The organism is Paenibacillus sp. lzh-N1, assembly GCF_002872435.1.
In the GTDB taxonomy this organism is placed as follows: Bacteria; Bacillota; Bacilli; order Paenibacillales; family Paenibacillaceae; genus Paenibacillus; species Paenibacillus polymyxa_C.
Genome location: NZ_CP025696.1, coordinates 4,418,129 through 4,435,328 on the forward strand (window position 1 = coordinate 4,418,129; position 17,200 = coordinate 4,435,328).

The following is a 17,200-nucleotide window of genomic DNA, read 5'->3' on the forward strand; positions in this document are numbered from 1 at the left end:
CTTAAGACATGCTCTTTTGTATTCACCTAGTTTACATAATATATATTATGTTTATTTGGTGCATATAACATTCCGAAGCAACTTATTTTTCAATGAAGAATATGCACGTACGCTTACTTTTCATTTTCCGGAGGAGATTCAATGATTAGCCCCTGAACATGCTTGCGTGCTAGAAGCTTTCGTTTTTTTCGATTTTCCTTTGTTTCTAAAACAATATCCAAATCATAATCGTCTGGATACAATTCTGTTGCTGCGATGTGAAGAACGAGCCTCTTTTTGTTTATGATCAGCTTTTGTCCTTGAATCAAAACTCCAACATTGCCTCGTTCATCCTCCGTTTTGCAAACAATACCAGTTCGATCTAGGTAGCCGACATAAACACTATCTCCAAGAGCAAACGACCTGGTTATGAGTGGGTTCTCTTGTTTTTCCTGTTTTGCGACTGTACGGTCTGTAGATGCTTTTTTAGAGGTAGGTTTACATACATCCTCAGGCCTTTTATCGTCAAAAGAAGGGGGAGGAACCAAAGACTTCTGTGTATTCTGAGACGTTCTTCCAGCAGAAATGGCCTCCGAACGTTCGATAATGCGAGTCCACATGCCTAGTTTCAAAGCAATTGCGTATGCATAGCTTTCCCCAGCCTCACCGATGCGAAGTCGGTACAAGGGTTGCAACGTTTCGGTATCAAACTCCATACGAGCATTTTGAAATCCCGGTGTGTTTTCAGCAAAATGCTTGATTTCGCTAAAGTGGGTGGTAGCCACTACTGTCGTCCGTCGACGATGAAATTCTTCCAGCAGTGCGATAGATAGGCCTACGCCTTCTCCCGGATCAGTACCAGAAGCCATTTCATCGATCAGGATCAGAGTAGAGCTGCCTGCCGTTTCCAAAATGCCAATCATGTTGCGAATATGTGCAGAAAAGGTGCTCAAAGCATGTTCAATACTTTGGCCATCCCCGATGTCTACCACAATGTCCTCGAATACAGCCATGCGGCTGCCTTGCAAAACAGGTACCAGCAGGCCGGATTGCACCATGAGTGTTAACAGACCGACGCTTTTGAGAGCCATCGTTTTTCCGCCTGTATTCGGTCCGGTAATAATAAGCGAGGAATAACCCTCACCAATTGAGAAATCAAGCGGCACCATAGTATTCGCCATCAATGGGTGACGTGCACCATGGATATCTATAATCCCCTCATCGTTAAGCTCGACAGAAACAGCATCCAGGGTCATGGCGTATTTAGCTTTAGCCAATAAAAAATCCAGTATGCCTACCGTCTCTGTATTAATGCTTAGTTCCCGGTTGTATGACTCAGCCATTGCGGTCAGATCTCCCAGCACTTTCATTTCCTCTTTTGATTCCTCTGCCATGTTTGCGCTTTGTTCGAATTGTAGATTTACGATCTCTGCAGGTTCAACATAGACCGTTTGACCGCTTCCCGATTCATCCAGTACATTGCCTTTCACCTGTTTGCGGAATTCCTTTTTGATCGGAAGTACATAACGGCCATTGCGCTGACTGATCATATTTTCTTGCATGATGGATCGATGACGGCTGGTGAGAGAGTCTAATTTCCTCTTGATACGTTCTTCAGTAACTGCAATTTTTTTGCGAATTTTAGCTAGCTCTTTACTGGCGTTATCCGTCACTCGACCCGAATAAATGCATCTCTCGATTTCGGATAGGAGTGACTCCATACCATACATGGAAGAGGCATAAGCACTGACGGTTGGAGCTGCATCCGCCTTGGCATGCATATATTTCATCAGCTGCATGCAGCTTCTGATGAATTGGGCCAAATGAGAAAAATCACGCTCGCTGAACATATAGCCGGTTCCCAAGAGGTGCAGAATGTGCTCCATTCCTTCCAATGAAGGAACGGGTACGCTAGCTCCGTGGCGAATGAGCTGTAAAGCTTCGCTCGTTTCGTTAAGACGAATTTTGATTGTACGGATATCTGTAATTGGTTGCATGGAAGCGGCATGATGCTTACCCAGGTACGAAAAAGCACATTCAGATACTCTTGTTTTAATCTGATCATATTCCAAACGCAGCATTGTAGTTTCGTTCATGAATAAATCTCTCCTTTAGTTGTGTATTGACAGGATTTTTTTAAAACTTTTCTGAAAAACAAAAAAAGGGCGGAGAATGAACAAAACGTTCATTCTCCGCCCTTTAAGGAAGAGGGAATGTATCATCAAATAAGCCTATAATCCAGCATGTGAACTCACCAATTCTGCGTTTTAAACCACAGGCCAACCAACATATCAGTTAATTGGCTTATGAATAGAAAAACGTGTAAAAGGAGTTCACAAAGCTGGAAACAAAAAAACCGTGCTGAACACAGCACGGAATAAGGCCTAAATGAAAATAATCCCTAAGGCGATTTATGATATCCGCATGTTCTTAACTAATACCAGGGTGAAAACTCAGCAACAAACAAACCTGTCCCTGAAGGGTACAAGCGCCTGATGGTTTTCCCTGAATATGCAATTGCTTAGTTAAGAACGTTCACCGACATTAAAATCTCTCCCTTAATTGAAGATATATCCACAATATACAATCAGACAGGTATGGAAGTCAAGGCTGACTTCATCAATTTGATGAAAAAGTGATCATGAGGACAAGAAGTTAACAAAATATATATTATGTTAACTAATTTCGTTTAAACGATTTATGAAAATGATCCCACTCCAGCAGGAATAGAGCATCCATATGAAACAAGTACTAACATTAAGAAACCGCCCTAGTAGCTGGCATATCATATCTCCCAGGGCGGTTTCTTGTGCTCTTATTTAGAATCAACGGATGTGACAGCTTGTACAGGCTGTCTGTCACGAAGCAGCGGTAACAACAACATCGATCCGACTAAAAATAAGCCGGCGCTCACGATATATACGGTGTACAGGGAGGATTCGCGTTTGAGTGTTCCGCCGATGCTCATACCGACGACCATCATCCCGGAGAACAGGGGAGAGAGGGCACCACCGACACGACCGATAAAAGCAGCTTCGGCATTTTTCATCATCATCGTGTTGATACCGATATGAATGCAAGGATAAAATAGACCGCTAAGTACTTGTAATGCCATTGTCAGCACAATATTGTGCGACCATCCTACTCCAAAGGTTGTCAGTGTGCTGACCAGAAGTCCAGTCGCCAGCAGCAATTGCGGCTGAACTTTTTTGGCAATCCCCATAATCAGACCGCCGCCCAACAGCATAGCCGCTCCGTTTGCCATTAACGGCCATTGTAAAAATTCCTTATCTTGTCCGAGGTTCTCGATAGCGACAAAAACCATTAATGGTTGAATAAGTCCGACTGCCAGCCCAATTATGGTAAATGTTCCTCCAAGCGTGCGAAGTGTACGGTTATTCCATACATAACGTATTCCTTCTTTAAGCTCTTCAATAAAATGAGTTGGTCGATCTATCTCAATTGCTTGTTCATCTTGTGGGATACGAGTCAGAAAAAGCGCAGAGATGAGAAACAACATTCCTGTTATAGACAATGAAGAGAAAATTCCAAAGTGTTGATAAATAAATGTACCGACGACAGGACCGATAACCATAAATAATGCCATGAGAGACTGAAAAAGAGCCATCACTCCCTGAAGCTGTTCTGGTGCTACATGCTGCTTTAATATCTTCATCGCAGATGGCTGAGAAAATTGAGATAGAATGGCCGAGAAGAAAGTGGATAGCAAGAGCACTTGCCATGACCCGTACCACAATGCGAGCAACACGATAAAAATGGATGCAGCCGACAGCAGATCGCAACTAGCCATTGTCCGTTTAGGCCGCCAACGATCCGCAAACGTACCTCCAATGATGGCAAACAGAAAGATAGGCGCAAATTCAGCAACCGAAATGAGCGATACGTATACGGGATCATTATGGGTCAGATCTGTTACATACAACAGTATGGCAAAGTTCCGCACCCAGATGCCCAAATTTAGCAACGCATTGGAGGCGATAATAGTCCTTATATATGGATTTTTAAACAACAACAAACTCTCCTTTCCAGTTTTCAGGGGGTAAAACCCTCAAGGTCTGTGTTTTTTTGTTTTTTATAAACAAAATTAATATTTGTCTATATAACAATAGATAATATAATAAATCTACTACTATTTAGTCAAATGTTTTTTTGTGATTATGAATGAAGTAGAGCAGGAAAAAGGAAGTGATCAATCATGCTAAAGAATGCGGATTAGAATAGAAGGGAATGAGTCACTACATATTTATAAATTGGAAATTATACTCAAATAAAATATATAAACATAATTAATATTATGTTAACTAAGAAGCGCATCTTTATCTATCAGAATCTGAATCCGATGTACCTTTTAAAATCATAGTGATATAATTACGCGTACATGCCTGAAAAGGAGCGTATAGAACGTAAATGAACTTTCAAGTGGACTTTTTATCTTTTTTTGTGATTCAGGTAGACGGGAAAGAAGGACAAGGCGGTAAGTCCTACAAGCATTATGCTACAATGGATGACTATGATTACGACGAGAGTGATGTCAAAAAATTTCTGGACGGGGAATTTGCTCGTATTAGCAAGCGAAAGGTTGAAAAAAATCCCAGCACAGAGCAGGCACCGACCAAAATCGGCCGCTTTATCGTCGAACCGGAACATGAACTGAGCAGTAATCCGAATTTCAATATGTTCGCCCGACTACGTGCAGCAGAGGATAAGGAAGATTTTAAAAATGCATGTGATGATCTGGTGCGGATGTATTTGGATACAAGCGCGGTACGAGGTGGAGCACTGATCATTGTACAGGCTACATTAAATACCCACTCTGACGACCCGTTTATTTTTGTACTCAAATGTGATTTTGAACCTAAAATTGCACGGATTACTGAGAGTAGTCTGGTAAGTGAGGTCGAAATGGCGATTTCAGCCCGTAATATGAAATCCATCATGTATCCTTACATGCTGGAGGAGGGTATGAACGATGAATGGGAGCTTAAAATACATCAGTCTTCGCATGCACGGTATTTTGAAGACTTTTTGAAATTCGTCACTTATGAGCAATCCATGCCGGAAATCGTTAATGAGCATGTCATGGGCTTTGTTCAGAACTATGTAGAAACCAAATGGCCGGATGCATCTAATGAGGAAAGACAGCAGGAAGAGCGCGATCTGGAACTGTGGGCAGCCAGCGAAAAACGGGATTTGCAAGGGAAGTGGGAACCCCTTCAGGTCGTAGAGGCTGCGCAGCATATTGTCGAGCTAAAACCGGAAATTGAAGTTCGTTTCAAACTGGATGATACGGCTGTGCGTGGTTTACTATCCGACTTTGGTGCCAAGCTGCATATCACAAAACTTCATGATAGATATGCACTTATTATTGAAGGTGATGCATTTACGTTTGAAAAGGGATTTTCTCCGATTGAACTACTACAACCTGAATCCTTTGAAACAGTGGCTGAGCGGCTGAAAGAGAAAAGGCAGCATGAAAATGAGGGTGTGGATGGCGATACACCACCTTGGTAATTTGGAACGCATAGCAGGGCGACAAACGAACGAAATTATATTATAAAAAAACGGACCTCACAACGGATGTATCCGCTGTGGAGGTCCGTTTTTGTTTAGCTTTTATATTCTTGACTTACTGAATTACATATGCACTTTACTAATTTGATCTTTCAGCTTGTCCGCAGATTGAACCAACCTTGCACGTTCCTCGTCATTGAGCGGAAGATCCAAAATTTCACGTACTCCATTGTGATCCACGATACTTGGAACACCTAAATAAACGTCAGATACACCGTTATAATCTTCCAGCAGGGTGGACACATTAAGTACCGACCCCTCGTCTCCGAGAATAGCGGCTACGATACGGTCAAGAGCCAGCCCGATGGCGTAGGATGTAGCGCCTTTGGCATCTATAATTTCATAGGCAGCATTCTTCGTATTCTCAAAAATTTCATTTTTCGTTCCTTCGTCCAACTCCAGTGGAGTTCCAGCCACGTTGGCTGTGCTCCATACAGGTAACTCAGAGTCACCATGTTCTCCAATAATATGGGCGTGGATGCTTCGTGGATCGATGCCCTTTTGCTTCCCGATCAGATAGCGGAAGCGTGCGCTGTCCAGCAACGTTCCTGATCCAATGACTCTGCTTGAAGGCCAACCACTGCGTTTCCAAGAGATGTAGGAGAGAATGTCCACTGGATTGGTTGCGATCAGCAAAATGCCATGTGTATTGACCTTGACGATATTATCAATAATACTTTCAAAAATTTCGGCATTACGCTTGAGAAGATCAATACGTGTTTCTCCCGGCTTTTGTGAAGCTCCCGCTGCAACAATGATGATATCTGCATTACGGCAGTCTTCATAATCACCCGCCCATACTTTGACACCGCCGAGAAAAGGAAGCCCATGATTCATATCGAGCATTTCCCCCTTCGCCTTTTTGACGTTGACATCAATAAAGACAAGTTCTTGCATGCGTTGGCGCAGCAGCAGGGTGTAGCCGGTTGTTGTGCCAACCGCTCCCATGCCGACAATAGCCACTCTACTTCGTTTGTAAGGTTTTAAGCTCATAAAATCCTCATCTCCTTCTCGGGTTGTATACCTTTTCATTTTAGGATATTACTTAAAAATTTATTTTTCCAACTTAGTGTACCCTATATACTAACCCACCGCAAAGAAATATGACATTTTTCCTTGACTTCAAAGGCGAGCTCGCTAATAATTAATCGAATGATAAGAACACGCACTAAAGCGTTGCAGCACCGATATTGACGCATGAAATTATGGAAAGAGGATTAGAAATATGGACTTATTTCGAAAAAAAACAGGACTGCTCTCGCACGAGGAAAGCGGATCTACAGGTGACTTAAAGAGAACAATGGGGCCTTTTGATCTCACCATGCTAGGAGTAGGATGCATCATCGGAACAGGGATTTTTGTTATTACTGGCAAGGCAGCAGCAGAAAATGCAGGTCCCGGCTTGATGCTTTCTTTTGTTATTGCAGGGATTGCCTGCGTATTGGCAGCCTTGTGCTATGCAGAGCTTTCATCTACAGTTCCCGCGGCTGGGAGCGCTTATGCATATAGTTATATTGTTTTTGGAGAAGTTCTGGCCTGGGTACTGGGTTGGGACTTGATTCTGGAATATGGAGTAGCGGCCGCCTCTGTGAGTAGTGGCTGGTCTGCTTACTTTCAAGGCTTGCTGGCCGGATTTGATATACATCTACCGTTAGCTTTAACCGCAGCCTTTGATTCGACCAAGGGGACCATTATTGATCTGCCAGCGGTGTGCATCATCATGCTCATCACACTGTTGCTAAGTCTCGGAGCCAAGGAAACGGTCCGATTCAATTTCATTATGGTTTGTGTCAAAGTTGGGGTTGTACTGTTATTCATTGCGATTGGAATCTTTTATGTTAAGCCTGCCAACTGGACACCATTTTTGCCTTATGGATTTTCTGGTGTATTGAGTGCTGCGGCAATCGTATTTTTCGCTTATCTGGGTTTCGATGCTATCTCAACTGCAGCCGAAGAGGTACGCAATCCGCAACGTAACATGCCCATCGGCATTATCTCTTCTCTAGCGATCTGCACGATATTGTATATTGCCGTTTCAGTTGTGCTAACGGGGATGGTACCTTATACGCAGTTGGGCGTTAGTGATCCGGTTGCGTTTGCTCTCCGCTTTATTCATCAGGATTTCGTAGCTGGATTAATTTCAGTCGGTGCGATTGCAGGGATGACGACCGTTTTACTGGTTCTGTTGTACGGCCAGACACGATTAATCTTTTCCATGTCACGTGATGGCCTTTTACCCGTTTTTTTATCTAAAATAAATACCAAAACCCAAACACCAATTCGAAGTACATGGCTGGTGGGTAGCATTATCGCATTGGCTAGCGGCTTGTTCCCGTTGCATGCACTGACCAATCTGACGAGTATTGGAACTCTGTTCGCTTTTGCTGTAGTCTCGGTCGGGGTCATCGTTCTGCGCAAGACACGCCCGGATTTGAAAAGAGGGTTTACCGTACCATGGGTTCCGTTGCTTCCGCTACTGAGTGCTTTGGTTTGCATCGGTCTGATGCTTCAGCTTCATATCAGCACCTGGATCGGATTTATCGTGTGGCTACTGCTTGGACTACTGATTTATTTCTTCTATGGATATCACAAAAGTTTGTTGAACCATAAATCCTGAACAATATTAGTATAAAAAAAGCCGGTATCCTTCACTTTTGTAAAGGAGCCGGTTTTTTTTGTCATTACGCGAAAAGTGTCACATAGGGGTGTTTATGGTATAATTCTGTTTCAGATAAGCTTTTGGCACGTGATTACCGCATGCCATCGAGGGAGGATTTTGATATGAAACTGCGCTGGCGTGCGCTCTTGGGAGGAATAATGCTGTTGACGGGTATTTTGCTAACTGCCTGTTCTGCTGAACCCCCAAAAACTGTAACTAAACCTTCGATTGAGGAACCAGATGACCAGGGACAGACGATAACTATTAATCCGCCGGTGACCCCGAAGGCGGGCGATCCAAACGCCAAATATGTTGTACAAACACGAATCGCGGATTTTCATTTAATCGATAACAATAAAGGGTTGGTTTGGGGAGTTACCCATAATGAGCTGCGCCTTTATGATACCCATGATGGTGGGAAAACATGGAATAATATTTCTCCCTCCGAAAATGTTCAATTTCAAGACAAGCTTGAATATGGCAAGGATATCAGCTTCACAGATTCCCGTCACGGTTGGGTTGTCCGTCAAAATCTGGACCAAACAGCAACGGTCATTCTAAGAACGTCAGATGGAGGACAGAGCTGGGATGTATCAGCGCTACCAAGCGGAGACCATGTAAGCTCGATTCAATATGTAAATCCAACTACAGGCTGGATCATGGCTTATATAAAACTGAATGAGCAGGATCAACAAAAAATGTTGTATCACACCACCGACGGAGGAGCCACGTGGAATAAAGTTGCCCAAAGTTCTGGTATGACATCCAACAAGTCAGGCTCAGGTTTACCCGATCAGGGCAGTGTGGCGGGAATGAGCTTTTCTTCCAACAATCAGGGTTTTGTGGCGATTAATGTGGACAGCAGGGTGAAGTTGTATAAAACTTCGAATCTAGGGAAAACGTGGACTCCGGTCGCTAACAGCATGCAGGGTTGCCCTCAGGCTAAGGCAGAAGCTCAGCAGTCTCTTGAAGGTAACAGTTCTTCATATTGGATTCCGGTTCTCTGCTACGGGGATAAAGGTACAAAATATAACGGGCTATTTACGAATAATACAGGAACACAATGGAATGATGTGCCATTGGGTCTGAGTAGCAATAATACTTCTATAACTCCTGGGCGTACCTTTCTAAGCGATAAAGAAGGGTGGGTTATAACCGTAAACGGAATGAGCCGTACAATGGATGGAGGGAAGACGTGGACAAGTCTCAGAGGCAACAAGGTGCTGCCTTCGAAGCTAAAAGACTATCCACGATCAGTCAAGCTACGTTTTGCTTCTTCATCGGTAGGTTGGCTGCTTTTGGAACGACTAGACGACAAGAAATCACTGCTGTTAAAAACAACGGACGGTGGTGCAAACTGGAGAATTTTATAATCACGATAAAGGTGATTGCCCTGGGCTGTCTTCCCAGGGCGTTTTATTTTTAAAAAATTTAAATTTTATACGACAACATGTGAAAAAAATCACAAACTAACAAATAAGCCACTGTTATACTAAACCTGTAAACAACGATAGGAGTGATAATCATGAGAGCGAATCAGGATCATATGTTAACCCAATACTACCTTCAATTTTGCTACACTTGTCAGGATGCCTACGGTTGCACGACTGAAGAGGACTGCAAGCAATGCGCAGAGCGTTACGCCGAGGAAGAAGATCATGAAGTTCTGGATGAAACACAACGTTATCTCCAGCTTGTACATGTGTAAATCGATGAGCTATTCTGATATCGCCATATCTTGAGCCTCCCGGATTAATCCGTGGAGGCTCTTGGCGTTCTTGAGGGTTACTATCAAATTTGGGCAGCAACATACATATACTGTTATAGAAGGCTTGAGGCAGGTCAGGATGCCCGGTGGTTTCCCTGTGGAATGCCTGGCGGAGAGGAGTGCGGTGCATGGGATTTGAGTCATTATGGATGTTCGATTGGCTGGGTACGGTATTGCCCGTATTTTTCGTAGTTGTGTTGGGTATTGTCGTGTTGTCTGCGGGCAGGGAAGTCATGGAATGGAGCCGGAACAAGCGGCAGCCTGTGTTGACGGTGGGTTCCCGCATTACGGCCAGAAGGACACATCTCCAACAGAGGCGCCAGGAGGAACAAGGCACTCGTACCTATACCTTCTATTATGTAACCTTTGAGGTGGAGAGTGGCGACCGGATGGAGTTCAAAGTATCTGGGGAAGAATATGGTCAATGTGCTGAAGGGGATGAGGGACGGCTTACTTTTCAAGGTACAAGGTATATTGGATTTCAGCGTCTTAATCGCTATAGCTTGGAGCAAGTTAAAATGTAGGATTCAGTCAAAAACATTCATGCTCATTTACAGCCTTCTGCTAGGAGTCAGGGTAGGGGGCTGTGAATGTTTCTTGTACGGCACATTTTGGTACATATATACTAAAACAGAGTAGTTCAGAGGAGGAATAAGTCGTGTCATTTGAAGGACAAGTTGTTATTGTAACAGGAGCAGCGCATGGTATCGGGAAAGAGGTCGCTTTTGCCTACGCTGCTCAGGGTGCCAGAGTCGTGTTTGCTGACTGCAATGAGGAAGAGGGCGCCGCAGCTGCTGCAGCAGTCCGGAACGAGGGTCATCAGGCCATTTTTATCCCTTGTGATGTGCGTAAGGAAGAAGATATTGTAGCGCTGATCCGTGCCACGGAAGAAGAATACGGTACAATTCATACTTTGATTAACAATGCAGGCGTGTCCAGATGGAAATCTCCATATGAGTTAACCGTAGCAGAATGGGATGACATTTTGAACACAAACGTACGCAGCTGTTTTATTGCAACAAGAGAAGCGGCTAAGGTAATGAAGCGGAACGCAGAAGGGGGCTCAGTGGTTAATATGACCTCTACACGAGCTTTCATGTCAGAGCCGGATACAGAAGCCTACGCGGCATCCAAAGGAGCCATAGCCGCCCTTACACACGCGATGGCCATATCGTTAGGAAAGGATAGGATTCAGGTCAATTGTATTAGTCCAGGATGGATTGAAACCGGGGATTACGAGCAATTGCGTGCTGAAGACCATCAACAGCACCCGGCTGGACGAGTAGGGACCCCTAAAGACATCGCACGAGCCTGTCTGTATTTGACACAACCGGGCAATGATTTTGTAACAGGCACGAATTTGGTGGTCGATGGTGGCATGACGCGTAAGATGGTTTACGAGCCATTATAAAAGCCTAAATAAGTAGTCCCATTCTTGGGGCTATTTTTTTATTTTCTGGACTGTCACTTATTGGGCATTTGTACCATAGGATAGGGTATGTGATTGAGAAGCAAGGAGGGGACGCGGTGGCTGTAATCAAGACCAACTCAGGGGATGTGAGGACCCTCGCCCGGCTGATGCGGGCTGAGGCCGAAGGTGAAGGTGAGATGGGAATGCTCATGGTTGGTAATGTCGGTGTGAACCGAATTTTATCCAATTGCCTGGATTTCCAAGGGATACGCCTCATGAATGACATGGTGTTTCAAAGCCCTGGAGGTTTTGAAGCTACTCAGAAGGGGTATTTTTATCAGAAAGCCCGTGATCGGGACATTCGACTTGCCCAGCGTGTAATTAATGGAGAAAAAATACGTCCGGCATCCAATGCATTATGGTTTTTCAGACCGACTGGTGAATGCCCGGGTACCTGGTATAACCAGACCAATACCGGACGCTTTAAAGCCCACTGCTTTTTTAGCCCGACTGCACAGGACTGTCCTAATGTATATTAGACACCTTTCAGAATGGCTTGAAGAATTAAAGTTAAATTAAAACCATCTTAGGAGGAATTTACATGATTTCACAGCAAGCTTACCGTCCCGTATCTTATGCTTCCGGTAATGGATATCCCGAATGGCCAAGAGGGATGGCTCCAGCCGGAACCATGCAACCTATGCAACCTATGCAACCTATGACTGGCTTTCCACCTCAAGTAAGTAGTGGCAGCCCTATGACACCAACGGGTACAGTGGTGCAGGTTCAGACTCCGCAATACGAGCAATCATACATCGAGAATATTTTACGCTTGAACTTGGGCAAAACGGGAACCTTTTATATGACCTATGAAAATAACCGGGAATGGAATGCTAAAATATTCAAAGGCATTCTAGAAGCAGCAGGTCGGGACCACATTATTATTAGTGATCCGGCGACAGGCAAACGGACCATTCTGCTGATGTTAAACCTGGATTATGCAACTTTTGATGAGCCATTGTTGTACCAATATCCCGGCGTCATCGGGAACCCGGGCGGATCTCCGGTTCGCTGATGCCTTCATATATATGAGTTTACATCCTCTGCCAGACGGCAGGGGATGTATTTTGTTTATATTCTTTCTCAAATATAGTTGCTTTCTTGGTGGTAAGAGGCGAAAATGAGAGCTTTCCGACCTAAATGATAGAGGGATTGATTTTTCTGACATTGCTTGTGGTTTGACTGTATAGAGTATAGTTATATAATTAAATATAAGCTGATAAATGATTTAATCATTTTGCGGAATATGGCTTAGGGAAGCCGGAAGGGGTGAATGTGTTGGGAAGTTGACGCTGCTTATGATGTGTTATCGTTCTGTCTATGATGAAACTATCCGAAGGAGGTGCGCCTGTCTGCCGTAATGACGGCTGATGGGGAGCATATTGAGTGACCCTTTACCGAGTATGTTTAACTTATTTATTGTTTTTGCATTAGTATTATTGAATGGATTTTTTGTATCTGCGGAATTTGCCATGGTGAAGGTTAGGGGCAGCCGTATAGAAACCTTGGTGGAGGCGGGCAATAAAAAGGCCGTATACGCCGCCAATATGATACACAATTTGGACGCTTATTTGTCTGCTTGCCAATTGGGTATTACCCTAGCATCGTTGGGACTGGGATGGATCGGAGAGCCGGCCATCGCACATTTGATTGAACCTATATTTACTGCCGCTGGCTTGGGAGCGGTATACGTGCACGGTACTGCCGTGGTCATTGCATTTATTATCATTACGATTCTGCATATTGTATTGGGTGAATTGGCACCCAAAACGATAGCTATTCGTAAATCTGAGACTATTACGCTGTATTCGGCCATGCTGATGACTTGGTTCTACAAGTTGATGTATCCATTCATATGGGCGTTGAATGGAATGGCGAACAGCCTGCTGCGTTTATTTCGTCTGGAGCCGGTATCCGAATATGATGATTCCGCGCATACGGGGGATGAAATACGCATTCTGATGAAAGAAAGCAATAAGAGCGGACTAATTGATAATACGGAATTGGCGCTTGTTGATAATATATTTGATTTTGCCGACACGACCGCCAGGGAAATCATGATTCCGCGCACGGAGATGATCTGTTTATACAGTAATGAGTCTACAGAAGAAAATCTCGCGATTGCGACGGAAAGCATGAGAACCCGTTATCCAATCTGCGCCGAAGATAAGGACCATATTATCGGCTTTATCCATATTAAAGATCTTCTACGTGCAAACACGCTGGATACCCGTACGATGATTCGCCCGATTCTTGCTGTTCCTGAATCAACGCAAATTAGTGATCTGCTCAAACGCATGCAGCGTAGCAAGACGCAAATTGCAATTTTGATTGATGAATACGGTGGCACATCGGGTATGGTAACGCTGGAAGATATTATGGAAGAAATCGTCGGTGAGATTCAGGATGAGTTCGACCAAGAACGTCCGAGTTGTGAGCAGATTAATGACGAGGAATTTTCCATTGACGGTATGTTATTAATTGATGAAGTGAACGATCGCTTTGGACTGGATCTTGATCATGAGGATTATGATACAGTAGGAGGCTGGCTGTACTCACATGTAGAGGTTATTCCTCCACAGCCAGGCCAGTCTGTAGTGTTTGAAGGATGTATGTTCATTGTGGAAGAAGTTGAAAACAAGCGGATTTCACGTATTCGGCTAATTAAACAGCCTATCGTCGTGGAGGAAGCAGGAGTCTCATAATGGAATAAATATGGAAAGCGACCTTCAATGATGTGGGGTCGCTTTTTAATTTGCCTTCTTTACATAAAGGATATGAATTGATATGATATTCGTGTTATTGTCAACCTAATCGCATATCAATAGGTTGACAATAGAGCGAATTTCCTTACGCTAAAAATCTCATCTGGTTACATGTCCATTTAAATGAGGGAGGAAGAAATATGAATTTATTCAATAAGGATGTATTCAATAAGGATGTAGATTGGGGCCGATTAGCTGAAAAAGCGATCCATTTCAGCAATCTGACGCTGGAAGAAGGTACGGCGGTACTGGAAGCGGACGATGCAGAAATATTACCGATTATGCAAGCTGCATTTAAGGTGCGGCATCATTTTTACGGAAAAAAAGTAAAGCTCAATATGATCATGAACGCCAAAAGTGGTCTGTGCCCGGAGGATTGTAGTTATTGCTCACAATCCATCGTTTCCACGGCACCTGTCAGCAAGTATAGTATGCTGGACAAGGAATCACTGTTGGCTGGGGCAAGGGAAGCCGTAGCACGAAAAGCAGGGACATATTGCATTGTAGCTTCCGGCAAAGGTCCGACAGATCGGGAGCTGGATCAGGTAATTGATGCTGTACAGGAAATTACTCGTACCATGCCGCTCAAGATTTGCGCTTGCTTGGGGATTCTCAAGGGAGATCAAGCACGGCGATTGGCAGATGCGGGGGTACACCGTTACAATCATAATTTAAATACAAGCAAGGCCAACTATCCCTCGATTACAACCACACATACATATGATCAACGCGTCGAAACTGTGAAAATGGCTCAATCACACGGAATGTCTCCATGTTCTGGCGTTATTATCGGTATGGGGGAGACGAATGAGGAAATCGTTCAAATGGCTTATGCCTTACGAGAGTTGGATGCCGACTCTATTCCGATTAATTTCCTGAACCCAGTCCCCGGAACCCCTTTAGGAGAAGCACAGCGGATCTCGCCGATCCAAGCTTTGAAGGTGTTGGCACTGTTCCGGTTCATCTGTCCATCCAAGGAAATACGCGTTGCAGGCGGAAGGGAGTTAAATCTGCGTTCATTACAACCGCTATCCCTTTATGCAGCAAATTCGATTTTTGTAGGAGATTATTTAACGACAGAAGGCCAAGAAGTTACCGCTGATCATCAAATGATAGAAGATCTTGGCTTTGAAATTGAGATGTGTGCTCTTTCAGCCGTATAATAAAGGTTGTACAAATATGGAAGGGAGAGTTGAATGATGAGCGAAAAAGTATTTATTAGTCCAGGTAAATATGTGCAAGGGAAAAATGTGATTGATAAAACAGGTGAATATGTTAAGCCTTTAGGTCATACGGCCTTGGTTATTGCGGACAAGCTGGTTTGGGAGATTGCAGCCGATCGGGTGGTCAAAAGTCTAGAACAGGCTGAGATTACGGTGGTAAAGGTTGAGTTTCAAGGGGAAGCATCCAAAAATGAAGTAAACCGTATTGCTGATGAGGGACGAAGCGGCCAGGTCGATATTGTCATTGGTGTAGGTGGCGGTAAAACGTTGGATACCGCCAAAGCCGTTAATGAGCTACTCGATTCCTCAGTTGTGATTGTTCCAACGACCGCCTCTACAGACGCACCCACCAGTGCACTATCTGTTTTGTACACCGATGAGGGTGCATTTGATACGTATTCCTTTTTCAGTAAAAATCCAAGCTTAATCCTGGTTGACACGAAAGTCATATCTCAAGCACCGCCTTTGTTCCTCTCCTCAGGCATTGCGGATGCTATGGCAACGTGGATTGAAGCCCGCGCAGTCATTGAAGCTCGTGCTACCACTATGGCTGGTGGTTTGCCAACGTTGGCGGCAGAAGCCATTGCGTCCAAGTGCGAGGAAGTTCTTTTCGATTACGGACTGCAAGCTTATGAATCTGTGAAACGCAAAGTTGTTACACCGGCGCTTGAAGCGGTGGTGGAAGCCAATACGTTGCTAAGTGGTTTGGGTTTTGAAAGCGGTGGCTTGGCAGGCGCACATGCCATTCACAACGGTTTTACCGTACTCGAAGGAGACATTCATCACCTGACGCATGGTCAAAAAGTAGCCTTTGGCACCTTAGTACAGCTTGCCTTGGAAAAAAGACCTTTAACTGAGGTGGAGCGGTATATTGATTTTTACCTAAAACTGGATTTGCCGGTTACGCTGAAAGACATTAAGCTGCAAGAAGCCTCACGAGAGGATTTGTACCGGGTAGCTCAGGCTGCTACCAAAGAAGGCGAAACAGCTCACAATTTACCATTTGCTGTTACAGCGGATGATGTGCTTGATGCAATCTTAGCAGCTGACCAGTATTCAGTTGCCTACAAGGCTAAAATTGGACATTGAAACTAATCCCATACTAATAAAGTAGGTTCAGAGGTCGCTAATAAGCGGCCTTTTTCCATTATTTAACTTGCAGCTTATGGTATGATTTTCATGGTACATAATTAGGAAATCCCGGGAGTATATTTACGGCTCCCCTAAATTTTGAAAGGAGTTTAGCGATGGCAAAGTGGAATGTAGAAGATCAAGGTACTCAATATACTATTGAGTATAAGCGTGGCTTTAACGGTGGAAAAGTCATTGTGAATGGTAGCGAGCAGAAGGTGAAAAGCCAGAACGCATTTTTAAACTTGATTGATTTTCCAATAAGATTAAAGGAGAAAGCTCTGAATGTTGTAGTCATTGGCAACAAAGCAGATTTAGCTGTGAACGGTATATATCTTGGGTCCAATCAACCTTATGTTCCAGTAAGTAAGGCTCCTGAATGGAGTTGGGCTTTTGTCGTGGTCAGCTTGGTTATAGGGTGGTTATTTGCAGGCGTCTTTGGTCTGTGTTTAGGGATATTAGGTAGTATGTTCTATGTGAAATCATCTTTATCCTTACATCAAACCATTAATCGAAGAGTCGTAAGCTGCTTTATTGTCTTTTTCATCATCAGCATAGTACAAATCGTTTTTGGACTTGCAGCGAACTATTGGATTAATACACTGTGAATAT

15 protein-coding genes are annotated in these 17,200 nt (G+C 44.0%); 12 read left to right on the top strand and 3 right to left on the bottom strand.

The features are described from left to right. Positions 1 to 113: 113 nt before the first annotated feature. Positions 114 to 2,075 carry an endonuclease MutS2 gene (locus C0638_RS19920; RefSeq protein ID WP_025678946.1) on the bottom strand — a complete coding sequence of 654 codons (1,962 nt, stop codon included), beginning with the start codon at positions 2,073 to 2,075 and terminating at the stop codon, positions 114 to 116. 719 nt (positions 2,076 to 2,794) lie between these two features. Continuing rightward, positions 2,795 to 4,009, bottom strand: coding sequence for an MFS transporter (locus tag C0638_RS19925; protein ID WP_058710925.1), 1,215 nt, complete (start codon positions 4,007 to 4,009; stop codon positions 2,795 to 2,797). A 398-nt stretch (positions 4,010 to 4,407) separates the two neighbouring features. Between C0638_RS19925 and C0638_RS19930 the strand changes: the two genes are divergently transcribed. After that, a complete protein-coding gene (locus C0638_RS19930; protein ID WP_013371391.1) occupies positions 4,408 to 5,511 on the top strand; it encodes a DUF3900 domain-containing protein in 1,104 nt (367 codons plus the stop codon). Positions 5,512 to 5,634: 123 nt separating this feature from the next. On the opposite strand, the gene C0638_RS19935 is transcribed toward C0638_RS19930, so the two are convergent. After that, entirely contained in the window at positions 5,635 to 6,564 is a 930-nt protein-coding gene (locus C0638_RS19935; protein WP_025678944.1) for an L-lactate dehydrogenase, read from the bottom strand. Positions 6,565 to 6,796: 232 nt separating this feature from the next. Here C0638_RS19935 and C0638_RS19940 point away from each other — a divergent pair, with 232 nt between their 5' ends. The 11 genes from C0638_RS19940 (at position 6,797) to C0638_RS19990 (ending at position 17,196) form a co-directional block, all read left to right on the top strand. Continuing rightward, complete coding sequence (locus C0638_RS19940; RefSeq protein ID WP_058712001.1) at positions 6,797 to 8,188, top strand: branched-chain amino acid transporter BcaP; 1,392 nt, start codon at positions 6,797 to 6,799, stop codon at positions 8,186 to 8,188. 164 nt (positions 8,189 to 8,352) lie between these two features. Next, on the top strand, positions 8,353 to 9,603 hold the full coding sequence (locus C0638_RS19945; RefSeq protein WP_058712002.1) for a WD40/YVTN/BNR-like repeat-containing protein: 1,251 nt from the start codon (positions 8,353 to 8,355) through the stop codon (positions 9,601 to 9,603). A 152-nt stretch (positions 9,604 to 9,755) separates the two neighbouring features. Then, entirely contained in the window at positions 9,756 to 9,938 is a 183-nt protein-coding gene (locus tag C0638_RS19950; RefSeq protein ID WP_013371387.1) for a hypothetical protein, read from the top strand. 188 nt (positions 9,939 to 10,126) lie between these two features. Then, positions 10,127 to 10,522, top strand: coding sequence for a DUF2500 domain-containing protein (locus tag C0638_RS19955; RefSeq protein WP_013371386.1), 396 nt, complete (start codon positions 10,127 to 10,129; stop codon positions 10,520 to 10,522). A gap of 134 nt (positions 10,523 to 10,656) precedes the next feature. Beyond that, on the top strand, positions 10,657 to 11,409 hold the full coding sequence (locus C0638_RS19960; protein ID WP_040103643.1) for an SDR family NAD(P)-dependent oxidoreductase: 753 nt from the start codon (positions 10,657 to 10,659) through the stop codon (positions 11,407 to 11,409). A gap of 116 nt (positions 11,410 to 11,525) precedes the next feature. Continuing rightward, positions 11,526 to 11,948: a cell wall hydrolase gene (locus C0638_RS19965; protein ID WP_040103644.1), complete on the top strand. Its 423-nt coding sequence runs from the start codon at positions 11,526 to 11,528 to the stop codon at positions 11,946 to 11,948. Positions 11,949 to 12,010: 62 nt separating this feature from the next. Then, positions 12,011 to 12,484, top strand: a complete 474-nt coding sequence (gene gerQ / locus C0638_RS19970) for a spore coat protein GerQ (protein ID WP_025678937.1) — start codon at positions 12,011 to 12,013, stop codon at positions 12,482 to 12,484. Between the two features lie 388 nt (positions 12,485 to 12,872). Beyond that, positions 12,873 to 14,174 (top strand): hemolysin family protein, encoded by a 1,302-nt coding sequence (locus C0638_RS19975; RefSeq protein WP_170973170.1) that lies wholly within the window; start codon positions 12,873 to 12,875, stop codon positions 14,172 to 14,174. A 200-nt stretch (positions 14,175 to 14,374) separates the two neighbouring features. Then, the gene (gene bioB / locus C0638_RS19980) at positions 14,375 to 15,397 is read left to right on the top strand and encodes a biotin synthase BioB (protein ID WP_058712003.1); all 1,023 of its coding nucleotides are present in this window, start codon (positions 14,375 to 14,377) and stop codon (positions 15,395 to 15,397) included. A gap of 36 nt (positions 15,398 to 15,433) precedes the next feature. Then, positions 15,434 to 16,546, top strand: coding sequence for a glycerol dehydrogenase (locus tag C0638_RS19985; RefSeq protein WP_025678932.1), 1,113 nt, complete (start codon positions 15,434 to 15,436; stop codon positions 16,544 to 16,546). A gap of 158 nt (positions 16,547 to 16,704) precedes the next feature. Continuing rightward, on the top strand, positions 16,705 to 17,196 hold the full coding sequence (locus C0638_RS19990; RefSeq protein ID WP_058712005.1) for a hypothetical protein: 492 nt from the start codon (positions 16,705 to 16,707) through the stop codon (positions 17,194 to 17,196). Positions 17,197 to 17,200: the final 4 nt, after the last annotated feature.

What these genes read in the sequence shown, in the direction of transcription:
- C0638_RS19920 (WP_025678946.1), bottom strand. Translation starts at nt 2,075, where the DNA reads ATGAACGAAACTACAATGCTGCGTTTGGAATATGATCAGATTAAAACA.
- C0638_RS19930 (WP_013371391.1), top strand. Translation starts at nt 4,408, where the DNA reads ATGAACTTTCAAGTGGACTTTTTATCTTTTTTTGTGATTCAGGTAGAC.
- C0638_RS19935 (WP_025678944.1), bottom strand. Translation starts at nt 6,564, where the DNA reads ATGAGCTTAAAACCTTACAAACGAAGTAGAGTGGCTATTGTCGGCATG.
- C0638_RS19940 (WP_058712001.1), top strand. Translation starts at nt 6,797, where the DNA reads ATGGACTTATTTCGAAAAAAAACAGGACTGCTCTCGCACGAGGAAAGC.
- C0638_RS19945 (WP_058712002.1), top strand. Translation starts at nt 8,353, where the DNA reads ATGAAACTGCGCTGGCGTGCGCTCTTGGGAGGAATAATGCTGTTGACG.
- C0638_RS19950 (WP_013371387.1), top strand. Translation starts at nt 9,756, where the DNA reads ATGAGAGCGAATCAGGATCATATGTTAACCCAATACTACCTTCAATTT.
- C0638_RS19955 (WP_013371386.1), top strand. Translation starts at nt 10,127, where the DNA reads ATGGGATTTGAGTCATTATGGATGTTCGATTGGCTGGGTACGGTATTG.
- gerQ (WP_025678937.1), top strand. Translation starts at nt 12,011, where the DNA reads ATGATTTCACAGCAAGCTTACCGTCCCGTATCTTATGCTTCCGGTAAT.
- C0638_RS19975 (WP_170973170.1), top strand. Translation starts at nt 12,873, where the DNA reads ATGTTTAACTTATTTATTGTTTTTGCATTAGTATTATTGAATGGATTT.
- bioB (WP_058712003.1), top strand. Translation starts at nt 14,375, where the DNA reads ATGAATTTATTCAATAAGGATGTATTCAATAAGGATGTAGATTGGGGC.
- C0638_RS19985 (WP_025678932.1), top strand. Translation starts at nt 15,434, where the DNA reads ATGAGCGAAAAAGTATTTATTAGTCCAGGTAAATATGTGCAAGGGAAA.
- C0638_RS19990 (WP_058712005.1), top strand. Translation starts at nt 16,705, where the DNA reads ATGGCAAAGTGGAATGTAGAAGATCAAGGTACTCAATATACTATTGAG.